14 protein-coding genes and 1 riboswitch are annotated in these 13,559 nt (G+C 40.3%); of the genes, 8 read left to right on the forward strand and 6 right to left on the reverse strand.

Translation table 11 applies throughout. The features are described 5' to 3' along the window. Positions 1-48 precede the first annotated feature (48 nt). On the reverse strand, positions 49-285 hold the full coding sequence (locus ACU696_RS08230) for a HEAT repeat domain-containing protein (protein WP_004913253.1): 237 nt from the start codon (positions 283-285) through the stop codon (positions 49-51). A gap of 585 nt (positions 286-870) precedes the next feature. Then, a riboswitch (M-box (ykoK) riboswitch) is annotated at positions 871-1,042 on the forward strand. Between the two features lie 73 nt (positions 1,043-1,115). Here ACU696_RS08230 and ACU696_RS08235 point away from each other — a divergent pair. Then, positions 1,116-2,186 carry a magnesium transporter gene (locus ACU696_RS08235; protein WP_004913251.1) on the forward strand — a complete coding sequence of 357 codons (1,071 nt, stop codon included), beginning with the start codon at positions 1,116-1,118 and terminating at the stop codon, positions 2,184-2,186. Positions 2,187-2,218: 32 nt separating this feature from the next. On the opposite strand, the gene ACU696_RS08240 is transcribed toward ACU696_RS08235, so the two are convergent. Continuing rightward, on the reverse strand, positions 2,219-2,752 hold the full coding sequence (locus ACU696_RS08240; protein WP_147318185.1) for a SprT family zinc-dependent metalloprotease: 534 nt from the start codon (positions 2,750-2,752) through the stop codon (positions 2,219-2,221). A 106-nt stretch (positions 2,753-2,858) separates the two neighbouring features. Between ACU696_RS08240 and ACU696_RS08245 the strand changes: the two genes are divergently transcribed. Genes ACU696_RS08245 through ACU696_RS08255 form a run of 3 tightly spaced genes read left to right on the forward strand, consistent with a single transcriptional unit; the run spans position 2,859 to position 4,039 of the window. After that, positions 2,859-3,185, forward strand: coding sequence for an ArsR/SmtB family transcription factor (locus tag ACU696_RS08245; protein WP_110732107.1), 327 nt, complete (start codon positions 2,859-2,861; stop codon positions 3,183-3,185). A gap of 1 nt (position 3,186) precedes the next feature. After that, positions 3,187-3,624 carry a YeeE/YedE family protein gene (locus ACU696_RS08250; protein WP_164528540.1) on the forward strand — a complete coding sequence of 146 codons (438 nt, stop codon included), beginning with the start codon at positions 3,187-3,189 and terminating at the stop codon, positions 3,622-3,624. A 4-nt stretch (positions 3,625-3,628) separates the two neighbouring features. Beyond that, positions 3,629-4,039: a DUF6691 family protein gene (locus ACU696_RS08255; RefSeq protein ID WP_004262080.1), complete on the forward strand. Its 411-nt coding sequence runs from the start codon at positions 3,629-3,631 to the stop codon at positions 4,037-4,039. Positions 4,040-4,212: 173 nt separating this feature from the next. On the opposite strand, the gene metK is transcribed toward ACU696_RS08255, so the two are convergent. Next, the gene (gene metK / locus ACU696_RS08260; RefSeq protein ID WP_004262078.1) at positions 4,213-5,364 is read right to left on the reverse strand and encodes a methionine adenosyltransferase; all 1,152 of its coding nucleotides are present in this window, start codon (positions 5,362-5,364) and stop codon (positions 4,213-4,215) included. Between the two features lie 719 nt (positions 5,365-6,083). Between metK and speA the strand changes: the two genes are divergently transcribed. The 3 genes from speA (at position 6,084) to ACU696_RS08275 (ending at position 10,467) form a co-directional block, all read left to right on the forward strand. Next, on the forward strand, positions 6,084-7,988 hold the full coding sequence (speA, locus tag ACU696_RS08265) for a biosynthetic arginine decarboxylase (RefSeq protein WP_004262076.1): 1,905 nt from the start codon (positions 6,084-6,086) through the stop codon (positions 7,986-7,988). A gap of 442 nt (positions 7,989-8,430) precedes the next feature. After that, positions 8,431-9,351 carry an agmatinase gene (gene speB / locus ACU696_RS08270; RefSeq protein ID WP_109912701.1) on the forward strand — a complete coding sequence of 307 codons (921 nt, stop codon included), beginning with the start codon at positions 8,431-8,433 and terminating at the stop codon, positions 9,349-9,351. A 336-nt stretch (positions 9,352-9,687) separates the two neighbouring features. Beyond that, positions 9,688-10,467, forward strand: a complete 780-nt coding sequence (locus ACU696_RS08275) for an acetoin reductase (RefSeq protein ID WP_004913238.1) — start codon at positions 9,688-9,690, stop codon at positions 10,465-10,467. Between the two features lie 62 nt (positions 10,468-10,529). Here ACU696_RS08275 and ACU696_RS08280 read toward each other — a convergent pair whose 3' ends face one another. Continuing rightward, a complete protein-coding gene (locus tag ACU696_RS08280) occupies positions 10,530-11,405 on the reverse strand; it encodes an alpha/beta fold hydrolase (RefSeq protein WP_109912700.1) in 876 nt (291 codons plus the stop codon). Positions 11,406-11,569: 164 nt separating this feature from the next. On the opposite strand from ACU696_RS08280, the gene ACU696_RS08285 reads away from it, so the two are divergent. Continuing rightward, entirely contained in the window at positions 11,570-11,818 is a 249-nt protein-coding gene (locus tag ACU696_RS08285) for a helix-hairpin-helix domain-containing protein (RefSeq protein ID WP_110732106.1), read from the forward strand. On the opposite strand, the gene ACU696_RS08290 is transcribed toward ACU696_RS08285, so the two are convergent. After that, a complete protein-coding gene (locus ACU696_RS08290; protein ID WP_004913230.1) occupies positions 11,815-12,546 on the reverse strand; it encodes a TerC family protein in 732 nt (243 codons plus the stop codon). The two genes, ACU696_RS08285 and ACU696_RS08290, sit on opposite strands and share 4 nt — an antisense overlap. A 76-nt stretch (positions 12,547-12,622) precedes the next feature. Further along, positions 12,623-13,309, reverse strand: a complete 687-nt coding sequence (mutH, locus tag ACU696_RS08295; protein WP_004913228.1) for a DNA mismatch repair endonuclease MutH — start codon at positions 13,307-13,309, stop codon at positions 12,623-12,625. Positions 13,310-13,559 lie beyond the last annotated feature (250 nt).

The following is a 13,559-nucleotide window of genomic DNA, read 5'->3' on the forward strand; positions in this document are numbered from 1 at the left end:
TAAAATAAATCATAGTAATTATTTACAATACTCGAATTGAGAGTGTAATTAATGTTCCGGTAGTGAACTACGTAAAAAATAAATAGATAATTTGCTGAGTGTATTAATCGCTGACACAGCAACCTCTTTATTTGGGTCTTGACATAAGTCTATGATTCTTATGATGGCATCATTATACTCAATCGTTGCTTTGAAATCTCCTAAAGCAGAAATGGCAGCAATTTTGATTTCATCATTTACGCGAAATGTTAAGTTTGTTAACATTCCAACAATTACTTTATCCATAATAAAACTTTCACTGTTAAATAAAATAAAAAATATTCTAAGATAATTCTTGTGATATTTAATACTGTATTGATGTCTGAAATTAAATATTAACAATTTAAAAGAATAGTTTTTAATGATAATGTCGAATTAAATAGTGATATAAGTGTATTTTCTTATATCATAATTTACTTGTTTGATTATTTTTAATATAAAAAACCAATAGGTGATTAATATTAGTGATTGTATATACTCTAATAAAGCGTTTCAGTTATATTTAATTAGGCTAACTCCTTTATATTGTTTTTTTGTATTATAAGGTAAATCGACAGGTAAGTTTTGATTAATTATCGATAAGATTTACTAAATAATATTACAAATATTATTTAGATTTATCTAAGGGTTGGTTATTGATAAGTAACTAAATATATTTATTTTAATTTGAATATTTAATTTTATTATTAGTTACATTCTGTTACTTTGTGAAGATTTATTTAATATAAACTTAAACGAAACCTAAACAATAAGTTTCTCATGCGTAAAAAACCGTAGATATAGGGTGGCAATTAATTCACCAATGGGTATAATTCGCGCCGCATCCAAAGTGCAGTATCTCGTTAGGCGAGGCTCCTATACAAACATAGGTTACTGATCTGACGACGTCGAGAGACGCCCAAGATTAGGACAGGATATATCGACCGAAGGTATATCCCCATGTAACTTCCTGCTAAATCAGGATACGTTGTATAGTGCTAAAACCGAGACGAAGAGATAGCTTTCGCATTCTCTCATCTGGTTTCGCCCCTATGTGAGTACTGTTTGAGTAACCAACAGTAATAGGGACTAAAAAAATGACATTCACTACCCAGAACAAAGCGGGAGCAGTTGCTATTGCTCAATCCGCAATGAAAGGCGCGCGCCTCAAAGACAATAATACACCGTCACCAAAAGTTGATGATGCAACAGTCAGCGCTTATATGAGTCAATCATATTTGCCAGTTTCTGTCGCAGACTCAATAGCTTGTGTGAAACAAAATCTTATTGAGCACCTTGATGGCGAGCAAATCCCAACCTATTTATTTGTTGTCGATAACGACAATTATTTAAATGGTATTCTTTCAGTTAAATCATTATTAGCTTCACCTGAAAATTTATTAGTGTCTGATATCATGAGACACAATTATTTTTCTGTTGCCCCAGAACAATCACGTCATGATGTTTATGACCTGATTAATCATAGCGGTTTAGATATGATACCTGTGGTGCAATTTGGCAAATTAATGGGTGTTTTGCGTCCGCAAGATATCGCCGAACTGATTGAAGATGAGAATACACTTGATGCGCAGCTACAAGGCGCTACCACCCCATTAGATGAGCCCTACTTAACGACAAGCCCTATAACTTTATGGCGTAAACGTGTCGTTTGGTTGTTGATGCTATTTGTGGCCGAAGCGTATACAGGAACTGTATTAAAAGCATTTGAAGAACAACTCGAAGCCGCAATTTCGTTAGCGTTTTTCATTCCGCTGTTGATTGGTACAGGCGGTAATAGTGGAACACAAATTACATCAACATTAGTCCGTGCAATGGCATTGGGCGAGGTGAGTTTACGTAATCTCGGCACAGTACTAAAGAAAGAGGTCTCTACCTCATTTTTAGTTGCGGTGACTATCGGTGGTGCGGCATTAATCCGTGCATGGATTTTAGGTGTTGGCCACGAAGTGACTATTGTGGTTAGCTTAACCATCGTTGCGATTACAATGTGGAGCGCGGTTGTTTCTTCGATTATTCCAATGGTATTGAAAAAACTGAAAGTGGACCCAGCAGTCGTTTCTGCACCGTTCATTGCAACTTTTATTGATGGAACTGGCTTAATTATTTACTTTGAAATCGCAAAATTAGTGATGACAGAGTTTGCCTAAGCGCACACCTCAAACTTGATGCGGCAGAAAGGTTAATTTTCTGCCGCAGCGACAAAAACCTCTTCTTGTTTTAACACTTCCCCACATTTTCGACATAAATATTGGTTTTCACCTCGTAGCACTTTGTTATGACGGCGTATGGTTAATTCATGAGTCATTTCACAGGCACAATGGTAGCGAAAAGTTTTACTTTTTACTGTCGTAACCGCAAAGTTGTGTGTACGTTTCGCTGTGACTTCCAGTACGTGTTGCATCATCCATTTCCATTCTTTGCCATGTGGTGCGATATTTTTACGGCCAAATATATGAAAAACCAACAAATGCGCTAATTCATGAGGCACAACCTCATCAATAAATTGTTCTGTATTTTCGATGAGTAAACTGGGGTTGAGGCGAATTTCCCATTCTTTTAAGTAAGCACTACCCGCAGTTGTTCCCCGTTGTTTGTAATTAACCGTTGGTTCTGGAAATGACTGTTCGAGTTTATGCTCTGCAAGTGCGAGCTTTTCTCGCAATATGCGCATAACTTGTTGTTGTAGAAAAAGTGGAACACGGATTGTTTTCATGGAGTAAAGGATACGTGAAGGCAATGGGCATAAACAAGCAATAATTGACATATATTATACCAAAATATATATTTTATTTTTATATAATATAAAACAGCAAGAACATATGCACAATAATCCATCTGAACAGCAACTATTAGCGATGAAGCAGGCCGCGTCAGAAACAGCTTCATTATTGAAAACACTAGGGAATCCTGATCGTTTAATTTTATTATGCCAATTAACACAGGGTGAAGCCTGCGTGAGTGAGTTAGAAGAGCAGTTAGGAATATTACAACCGACACTCTCTCAACAATTAACGGTATTGCGTAATGAAGGCTTAGTGATGACGCGTCGTGAAGGAAAGCGCATTTACTATGCGATTGCAGATGCGAAATTATTTACGTTACTCAATACATTATACCAGCTTTATTGCCCTGTGAAGGAGATATGAAATGACAATCGATTGGGCTAATTTTACACCACTGTCTGCTGCAATTGGCGGTGTATTGATTGGGTTAGCCGCTGCAATTTTATTAGTTTTTAACGGCCGTATTGCGGGTATTAGCGGTATTTTAGGTGGGTTGCTAAAACTAACGAAGGGAGATACTGCGTGGAAAGTCGCTTTTATTATTGGTCTGATGAGCGCCCCAGCACTATTTACTTGGTTGGCGTTTACACCAGAAGTTAGCATTGCAACCAGTACACCTATTTTAGTTTTAGCTGGGCTGTTTGTTGGTTTTGGCTCACGGCTTGGAAGTGGTTGTACTAGCGGCCATGGGATTTGTGGCATGGCAAGGTTATCTCGTCGTTCAATTGTTGCTGTATTGGTCTTTATGATTGTTGCTTTTGTAACAGTCGCATTAGCTAACCATTATGGGATAGGGAGATAAACCAATGCCTATTCTTATCGCATTAATTTCAGGGATATTGTTTGGTTTAGGATTGGTCATTGCCGGAATGGGAAATCCAGCAAAGATTTTAGCGTTTTTAGATATTACTGGAACGTGGGATCCCTCTTTATTAATTACGATGGCAGTTGGAATGGTAATCAGTGGTATTGCTTTCTTAGGGGTTAAAAAACGTTCTGTTAGTGTACTAAATTGCCCATTGCAAATTCCGACCAATCAAACGATAGATAAAAAACTAGTCACCGGAAGTGTGTTATTTGGTGTGGGATGGGGGCTAGCAGGGATTTGCCCAGGACCTGCATTATTGTTAACGGGAATGGGATTAACACAAGGGATAATATTTACATTAGCGATGGTTGCTGGAATGGCTATTTTCCAGTTTACGCAAAAAAATTAACCGTTAATTCAGCGCAAGTCTAATCGGTTTTGAAAATAAACGAGGAAAATCAATTTATTGATTTCGGCTGATAACACAAAGCGGGAAAAACCACGCTTTTATCCCGCTTTGTCAACAACCTCAAACCCATCATTAGATGGGTTTGGTTGTATGTGGTTTATTTACCGACGTAATTACAAGCCTGCGGCGGCACGCAATGCTTCAGCTTTGTCAGTTTTTTCCCATGGGAACTGTGAACGACCAAAGTGGCCGTATGAAGCAGTTTGTTGGTAAATTGGGTGTAATAAGTCAAGCATCTTGATTAAGCCGTAAGGACGTAAGTCAAAGAATTCACGAACTAATTGAATTAATAATGACTCATCAACTTTACCTGTTCCAAAGGTTTCTACCATAATCGATGTCGGTTCTGCCACGCCGATAGCGTAAGAAACTTGAATTTCACAACGGTCTGCGAGGCCCGCGGCGACAATATTTTTTGCCACGTAACGTGCTGCATAGGCTGCTGAACGGTCAACTTTTGATGGGTCTTTACCAGAGAATGCCCCACCGCCATGGCGAGCCATACCGCCGTAGGTATCTACAATGATTTTACGGCCTGTTAAGCCACAGTCACCCATCGGCCCACCGATAACAAAACGACCCGTTGGGTTAATAAAGTACTTGGTATCTTTTGATAACCACTCTGCTGGTAGAACTGGCTTGATGATCTCTTCCATCACCGCTTCATGCAGGTCTTTTTGTTGAATATCTTCAGAATGCTGAGTAGATAAAACAACGGCATCAATACCTACAATTTTGTTATTGTCGTATTGGAATGTTACCTGACTTTTCGCATCTGGGCGTAACCATGGCAACGTGCCATTTTTACGAACATCCGCTTGGCGCTGAACTAAGCGGTGTGCATAAGTAATAGGAGCAGGCATTAATACATCAGTTTCGTTGGTTGCATAACCAAACATTAGGCCTTGGTCACCCGCGCCTTGTTCTGATGGGTCAACACGGTCAACACCTTGGTTGATATCAGGCGACTGTTTACCAATTGCACTTAAAACAGCACATGAATTGGCATCGAAGCCCATTTCGGAACTGGTGTAGCCAATTTCGCGAACAGTTTTGCGCGTGATTTCTTCAATATCAACCCAAGCACTGGTGGTGATTTCTCCCCCGACCATTACCATACCTGTTTTGACGTAGGTTTCGCAGGCAACGCGAGCTTTCGGGTCTTGTTCCAGAATAGCATCAAGTACTGCGTCAGAGATTTGATCAGCAATTTTATCTGGATGCCCTTCTGATACAGACTCAGAAGTAAAGAGATGTGTAGCCATGAGATTAATACCTTAAGAATTCGCAAATTTATAATTGGATGTTTTAACATCTAGACGGCTATTTTAGTCCCATACGGTAAAAATTTCTACCTGTATTTATACAAAAAAGGAATAGAACCATAAAACAGCAATGGGTAAAGTTTTATCGCAATTTAGTCATTTTGGTTTTGCTTTTTGAGCGCAATAGATGTATAAACTGCGACCGTAACGGATGGTTGTTGTTTCCCGTTATATACCAGCAGAATGATATAAAACTTCTGCTATCTATCAGGAATGTTTATAAACTTTTGAATTTCAATAAAAAATAAGGTGATATAGCTTAAATCAACAGGTCAAACTGCCAAAATAGTGCTACCACATTGAAATTTTAAAGGGGTAAACAGTTATATTGGGGGTTAATGGGTAATGATCCATAATCTACTGAATAACAGTATCCAACCGTCATATGCGGATCGCCGCGTGACTTTGGCATTTACTTTCCTGTCATTCTTTACTTCATCACGAAGTTACCGTCACATCTTTAATACACCTTCGAGGCTGAGTCATTAATCTGTCAGCTTAAGGTCGTATATTGTCACTGTTTAGAAGTTCTAAGCACTTTTTATTAAAATCTGAGTATTGCCGTTTCCCCGACATAACTGCCTTGCAGTGTTATGTCCTCACTGACATGCATCAGGAAGGAGAACGCGTCACTCACCCCTCCATAAAAGGAGTTTATTATGAATGATAATATCGCTCGCAAAATGCGTCAGACGTACAACATCGCGTATTGGGGTGGTGGTTACTATCAGGTGAATGAGCGCGGAAATGTCTGTGTTTGCCCGAATCCTGAGAACCCTGACACCTTTGTTGATTTAGCTGACCTCGTTAATCAGGTTAAAGAAGAGCAGGAGCATTTACGCTTACCTGCATTGTTTTGTTTCCCGCAAATCTTACAGCATCGTTTACGTTCAATAAACGCGGCATTTAGACGCGCACGTGAGTCTTATGGCTATAAAGGCGATTACTTTCTGGTTTATCCCATAAAAGTTAACCAGCAACGCCGAGTCATTGAATCGCTGGTTAATTCTGGCGAGCCGCTCGGCCTTGAAGCGGGTTCAAAAGCTGAATTAATGGCTGTTTTAGCCAACGCAGGTAAAACACAGACTGTTATCGTCTGTAATGGGTATAAAGACCGTGAATATATCCGATTAGCGTTAATTGGGGAAAAATTAGGTCACAAGGTTTATCTTGTTATCGAAAAAATGTCTGAAATTGAGATGGTATTGGCAGAAGCGGAAAGCTTAAATGTCACACCACGCTTAGGGGTTCGTGCCCGTTTGGCTTCCCAAGGCTCAGGTAAATGGCAGGCAAGTGGCGGTGAAAAATCTAAATTTGGTTTGGCTGCAACTCAAGTACTGCAATTAGTGGAAATTTTACGCAATGCGAATCGCCTAGACAGCTTACAGTTGCTTCATTTCCATTTAGGCTCTCAGATGGCCAATATTCGCGACATCGCTACGGGTGTCCGTGAATCAGCGCGTTTCTATGTGGAATTACATCGCCTAGGCGTTAACATTCAGTGCTTTGATGTGGGCGGTGGCCTTGGTGTTGACTATGAAGGTACTCGTTCTCAATCCGATTGCTCGGTCAACTATGGTTTAAATGAATACGCTAACAACGTGATTTGGGCAATTGGGGATGCGTGTGAAGAATTCGATTTACCGCACCCAACCGTAATCACAGAGTCTGGCCGAGCTCTTACTGCTCATCATACCGTTTTAGTCTCCAATGTAATTGGTGTTGAGCGTAATGAATTTACCAAAACAACACCACCTCATGAAGATGCACCACGTTCATTGATTTCCTTATGGGAAACGTGGGAGTCAATGCAGCATCAAGGTAATAGCCGTTCATTACGTGAATGGCTGCATGATAGCCAGTTCGACTTACAAGAAGCGCACACTCAGTATGCACACGGCGTACTAGATTTAACGCAACGAGCATGGGCAGAAGAGTTATATCTAAATATTTGCCGCCGTATTCAACAGGATTTAGATCCAAGTAATCGTGCTCATCGTCCGATAATCGACGAACTCCAAGAGCGCATGGCTGATAAGTTTTATGTGAATTTTTCCTTATTCCAATCGCTACCAGACTCTTGGGGAATCGACCAAGTGTTCCCAGTATTACCGATTGAAGGGTTAGATAAACCATTAGACCGTCGCGCGGTACTGTTAGATATCACCTGTGACTCAGACGGTATTATTGACCATTATGTGGATGGTGATGGCGTTGAAACCACAATGCCAATGCCTGCATATGACCCAGAAAACCCACCAATGATAGGTTTCTTTATGATTGGGGCATACCAAGAAATTTTAGGTAACATGCATAACCTATTTGGTGATACTGCCGCGATAGATGTCTGGGTTGATAGCCAAGGCAACTTGCGTTACTTGCAAAGTGAAGAGGGCGATTCTGTGGCAGATATGCTGCAATACGTCAAATTAGTACCGGAAGTCCTACTAGAAAGCTTTACAGAGCAAGTAAAAGGCACCGGTTTAAGTGAGCAACTTCAAAAAGACTTTGTGGAAGAGTTCGAGAATGGCCTATATGGGTATACTTATTTAGAAGACGAATAAATGCTCAATGCGCGTTATATTTCGCACCGTCGCGTTGTTGGCTGCATTTGCCAACCCTAGTCACATACTTGTGTATGCTCCTAGGGATTGGCTCATTTTGCCGCCTAGCGACAGCACGAACTATTTAGCGCATTAATATATGAGATTAATATATTCAATGTTCGTTATGCTTCAAGTGGTGGTGGTGTGGCAACGCTCAGTTATTCGGGTTACATACTTGTGTATGCTCCTAGGGATTGGCTCATTTTGCCGCCTAGCCACAACATAAACTATTTAGCGCATTAAATGACTCATAGGGCATTAAGATAGTGAACAGATAATAACTTTGTGCAAATAACATGATTTGTTTATTATTTATACTGTACGAAGTTAATTAGGTAAAACTATTCGAACCAAATATAAAAAGGGCTTGCTAACGGGCTGGCCTATTTGAGGAAGAAAAATGATTAATAGTACTTTAGGCAATCAAGTTGATAATTCACTGGTTTCTAACGCATTTGGTTTCTTACGTTTTCCGCTGAATTTTCAGCCTTACAGCTCAGACGCTGAGTGGGTGATCACGGGTGTGCCCTTCGATATGGCAACCTCAGGCCGTGCAGGTAGCCGTCATGGGCCAGCCGCTATTCGCCAAGTGTCTACTAACCTTGCATGGGAAAGTCACCGTTGGCCGTGGAACTTTAAACTAACCGAACGTTTAAATGTCGTCGATTGTGGTGATGTGGTGTTTGCTTTCGGTGATGCGCAAGACATGAGTGATAAACTGCAAGCACATACTGAAAAACTACTTGAATCAGGTAAACGCTGCTTGACCTTTGGTGGTGACCATTTCGTTACACTGCCATTGCTGCGCGCTCATGCAAAACACTTCGGTAAAATGGCCTTGGTTCATTTCGATGCGCACACTGACACCTATGGCAATGGCAGCAAATTTGACCACGGAACCATGTTCTATCATGCACCAAAAGAAGGTCTGATCGACCCAAATCATTCAGTACAAATTGGTATTCGTACCGAACATGACAGCGATAATGGCTTTACTGTATTGGATGCAGGTCAGGTGAATGATCGCAGTGTGGATGATATGGTCGCGCAGATCAAAGAGATTGTCGGTGACCTACCTGTTTACCTGACTTTCGATATAGACTGCCTTGACCCTGCATTTGCACCGGGCACAGGAACCCCTGTTATTGGTGGTTTAACGTCAGATCGTGCATTGAAATTATTGCGTGGAATACAGTCATTAAATATCGTGGGTATGGATTTAGTGGAAGTCGCTCCGGCTTATGACCAATCTGAAATCACGGCATTAGCCGCAGCATCTATCGCATTAGAGATGCTGTATATCCAAGCCGCTAAAAAATAAGTCATTTATTTTCAATTGCATCATTAAGCCACCGATTGGTGGCTTTTTTATGTCCATATTTTATATAAGTGGTTATCAATTATACTAAAAATCAATAAATCGCATTTTTTGTTTATTAAATTGAGAATGATTTTTATTAACAATAATCTTATAATTTACGTATATATGTATTTTTCTACGGTAAAAAAAACATATTAACCTTGTAAATAGTGAAATATTTTTTATAAATAACAAATATTAGGCTAAAATTAATACTTTGTAACTTATTGTTATTGTTGCTAACTTAATATTAAAGGTGAACTAGTCAATTTGGCTATTATTCAGTAGGAGAAAAGTATGGCGTTAAATAATAAAGTTATCTTAGTTACTGGTGCAGCTCAAGGTATTGGTCGTGGTATCGCATTGCGTTTAGCGAAAGAAGGCGCTGATATCGCACTGGTGGATTTGAAAAAAGACAAGCTCCAAGATGTTGCCAAAGAAATTGAAGCGTTAGGCCGTAAAGTAACAACATTTGCCGCAGATATCAGTCAACGTGACCAAGTTTTTGCTGCGGTGGCTCATGCAGAAGCTGAATTGGGTGGTTTTGATGTAATGATTAATAACGCGGGGATTGCACAAGTTAAGCCAATCGCTGATGTTCGCCAAGAAGATATGGATTTAATCTTCAAAATCAACGTAGATGGAACCATGTGGGGCATTCAAGCTGCTAGTGAAAAATTCCAAGAACGTAAACACAAAGGAAAAATCATCAATGCATCCTCTATTGCAGGACATGATGGTTTTGCAATGTTAGGCGTTTACTCTGCCACAAAATTTGCCGTACGCGCATTAACGCAAGCCGCGGCAAAAGAATACGCCAGTTCAGGTATCACTGTGAATGCTTATTGCCCAGGTATTGTTGGGACAGATATGTGGGTAGAGATTGATGAGCGCTTCTCTGAAATCACAGGTACGCCAAAAGGTGAAACCTATAAAAAATATGTCGAAGGCATCGCATTAGGTCGTGCACAAACGCCAGATGATGTGGCAGGTTTGGTTGCATTTTTAGCGAGCGATGACTCTGACTATATTACTGGCCAATCTATTTTGACTGATGGCGGGATTGTGTATCGTTAATTCATTAATATGAATCTAGGATGCAATAATAGCCGCGATGAATAACTCATCGCGGTTTTTGTTTATGCGGCGTATTTCTGAATATCAACTAAGATATTGTCTGCTTGAGTCCAAAGCAAAGAGCCGCCTTCTTGCGAATGTAAATGGTGGTTGCAGTTTAGTAAGCGACCGGACAAAATTTTACCAAAATCGGGGGAGTGCACGGTGCTCATATCTAATTCGCCATACCATAAGGATGTCGGGCATTGAATATCTTCAGGGGTGAATCCCCAAGGCTGTAAAGAGAGGATTAAATCCTGTACATAACCTTGATTACCTTGTGCAAAAGCGCGTCGAATACACGCAGTATAGGCATCAAGGAATTGTTCTTCATTATAAAGTTGTTGGTCAATATCTGCGCTGCAATTAAGAATAAATGCCAACAGCCACTCACCAGTGACATTCTTTAATAGCCAATCTGACAGGGCTTCAGGGGTGTTAAGAGCTTGTTCTTGCATGTTCACGACATCCGTGCGGAGTATCGCGCGAGTTGCAGGGTATTCAAATTGGTCTTGCCCAGACACAATAGACAGTGAAATAGGCTGGCAATAGTGGGCGATAGCCATCGCAAAAACAGCACCTTGAGAAAAACCAACGACAGAAAATCGGGTAATGGATTGCTCATTTAGCAGTGCTTGCACATCCATAGCAAAGCTTTTCAATGATTTTTCAGGGTGAAAAGTGGATTCACCAAGGCCCGCACGTTCAGGAACAATCAAACGAATGTTCAGTTGTTCGAGTAAATCCAAACCAAACCCTAATGAACCACTCATCCCTGCTCCTGTACAAAAAATAACAGGAAAACCTGTTTTAGGGCCTGATTCAAACCAGCAAAATTGGCGGTTATCAGGTAATTTCATCGTGTGTTGATGTGTGTTGGTCAGTGGTGCGTTATACATGGTGAATTCCTAACACAGAGCAGGTACAGATTGGGTGATAAGATAGGTCAGCTAATAATTATTAAAACTGGCATTGTTATAGTTGCAATTTTAAAGTATTAAATAGGTAAAATGCAAAATATTAGCTTAATAAATATCAATTCATTAACAATGAGAAGAGTAAAATGGCATTTTCTGAATCAGAAAAACAGATTTTGTTGGCAGTTAAAGGGGTCGGGCCCACAGTGATTAGCCGTTTAGAACAAATGGGGTTTAGTTCACTCGCACAATTAAGTGAAGCTTCCTACGATGAAATTTTAATTTATGGGGCCGCATTAACAGGCTCAAGTTGCTGGAAAAATAGCCCACAAGCGAAAAAAGCGGTAGAAGGGGCTATTTTAGCAGCTAAACAAGCGGTTAGATTGCCATCTTAATCAGTTTGGTTTCTCGTTTTCCATTTCTTACTACGCAAGATATTGAGAACTTGTACTGCCATGGAAAAGAACATCGCAAAGTAGATATAGCCTTTTGATACATGAACTTGAACACTTTCAAGTAGTAAGGTGAAACCAACAAGAATCAAAAATGATAAGGCTAAGATTTTTACAGAAGGGTAGCGCTCAACAAAGTCGCCAATGGGTTTGGCTGCAAGCATCATAATGAGCACAGCGATGACGACCGCAGCCATCATGATAAATAAGTGGTCTGATAGCCCCACAGCCGTGATCACGGAATCTAAACTGAAGATAATGTCTAACAAAGCAATTTGAACGATAGCCCCCCAAAATGAGCTCACTTTTTTATTTGCTAGGCTATTTTCACCTTCTCCTTCAATCGTATCAAAAATTTCTTGGCTTGCTTTCCAAATAAGGAAGATCCCACCTGCACATAATATGAGATCGCGAGCGGATACCACATGGTCAGCGACAGTAAAAAGTGGGGTGGTAAGGCGTGATAACCACGCAATAGAAGCCAATAATGCAAGACGCATCACCATTGCTGCAATAAGCCCAGTCCGTCTGGCACTATTTTGTTGGTGACTAGGAAGTTTGCTCACCACAATACTGAGGAAAATAATATTATCGATGCCTAGGACAATTTCTAATATGGTTAATGTAGCGAGTGCCATCCAGGCATTGGGATCCAGTATCCACTCAAACATCTTGGTACCTTCTAATTAACGAATTAAACAGTGATAATAATTTATCGTCTGCTTTGGTACAGGCGATGGTTAGCGACTAACTTAAACTAAAATGCCGTGCTAGTAAGGGCGCGGTAAAATCTTTTTTAAGATAAAAACCACGTGGTAGCGTCATAATAGGCTGACCAAACTCACCAATAGCTTCCGTTAGTGCTTTATTGTTTGCGGCCTTAGGGCGAATTTGTAATACCTGCCCATGACGTGCAGTAATACTTTCCACTTTGCCTAACACAATGAGGTCCATTAACTCTTCCCAATCTTGCCGTAGCAACTGTTCTTCAAACGGGGACGGGCTCCAAATTAATGGGTTTGCAACTCTACGTTGTGAGAGTGGGATTTGCCTTTCCCCTTCAATAGGAAACCATAAAATACGGGACAGCTTGCGGCGAACATGGCTATTTTCCCATGTTAAACCACTGTTTCCTGTTAACGGTGCAACAGAAACAAAAGTGGTTTCAAGTGGAACACCATACCGGTCAATCGGAATGGTTTTTAATTCAATTCCAATATGGGCGAAATCTTGCTCTGCCTTACTTCCCGCATTCGCGCCTAAATAATATTCCAATAGCATACCAACCCAGCCTTTATCGCGCTTGAGATCCTGAGGAATAGGGATAGCTGCGTGTTGGGCGAGCTCACCAAGCGTGTAGCCAGCAAGAGCTTGCGCTCGGCTCATTAAGGTCGCTTCGTTATCAGGTGGTGGTGGTGCAATAAATGGGGTCATGGTTTGAATAGTAATGTATAAAAAGTAGCCAGTGAAAATACATATAACTCAAGAAGTATAACACTTTTTCTTTGGTATTTTTAACTATCTGATATATAGGGGTATAATATCATTTATTCATCCAAGTTATAAATTATTACAGAGGTTATTCAAGTTCATCCCAAGATAATCACAGGATCATGCACTAGGTTATCCACAGGATTTCTGGATAACTGTGAAAAATAGAGATTACTGTGTGTATTTACAGCCT

Source organism: Providencia sp. PROV_01 (assembly GCF_053098325.1).

Excerpts from the sequence above, each read along its gene's own strand:
- ACU696_RS08230 (WP_004913253.1), bottom strand. The coding sequence starts at position 285 with ATGGATAAAGTAATTGTTGGAATGTTAACAAACTTAACATTTCGCGTA.
- ACU696_RS08235 (WP_004913251.1), top strand. The coding sequence starts at position 1,116 with ATGACATTCACTACCCAGAACAAAGCGGGAGCAGTTGCTATTGCTCAA.
- ACU696_RS08240 (WP_147318185.1), bottom strand. The coding sequence starts at position 2,752 with ATGAAAACAATCCGTGTTCCACTTTTTCTACAACAACAAGTTATGCGC.
- ACU696_RS08245 (WP_110732107.1), top strand. The coding sequence starts at position 2,859 with ATGCACAATAATCCATCTGAACAGCAACTATTAGCGATGAAGCAGGCC.
- ACU696_RS08250 (WP_164528540.1), top strand. The coding sequence starts at position 3,187 with ATGACAATCGATTGGGCTAATTTTACACCACTGTCTGCTGCAATTGGC.
- ACU696_RS08255 (WP_004262080.1), top strand. The coding sequence starts at position 3,629 with ATGCCTATTCTTATCGCATTAATTTCAGGGATATTGTTTGGTTTAGGA.
- metK (WP_004262078.1), bottom strand. The coding sequence starts at position 5,364 with ATGGCTACACATCTCTTTACTTCTGAGTCTGTATCAGAAGGGCATCCA.
- speA (WP_004262076.1), top strand. The coding sequence starts at position 6,084 with ATGAATGATAATATCGCTCGCAAAATGCGTCAGACGTACAACATCGCG.
- speB (WP_109912701.1), top strand. The coding sequence starts at position 8,431 with ATGATTAATAGTACTTTAGGCAATCAAGTTGATAATTCACTGGTTTCT.
- ACU696_RS08275 (WP_004913238.1), top strand. The coding sequence starts at position 9,688 with ATGGCGTTAAATAATAAAGTTATCTTAGTTACTGGTGCAGCTCAAGGT.
- ACU696_RS08280 (WP_109912700.1), bottom strand. The coding sequence starts at position 11,405 with ATGTATAACGCACCACTGACCAACACACATCAACACACGATGAAATTA.
- ACU696_RS08285 (WP_110732106.1), top strand. The coding sequence starts at position 11,570 with ATGGCATTTTCTGAATCAGAAAAACAGATTTTGTTGGCAGTTAAAGGG.
- ACU696_RS08290 (WP_004913230.1), bottom strand. The coding sequence starts at position 12,546 with ATGTTTGAGTGGATACTGGATCCCAATGCCTGGATGGCACTCGCTACA.
- mutH (WP_004913228.1), bottom strand. The coding sequence starts at position 13,309 with ATGACCCCATTTATTGCACCACCACCACCTGATAACGAAGCGACCTTA.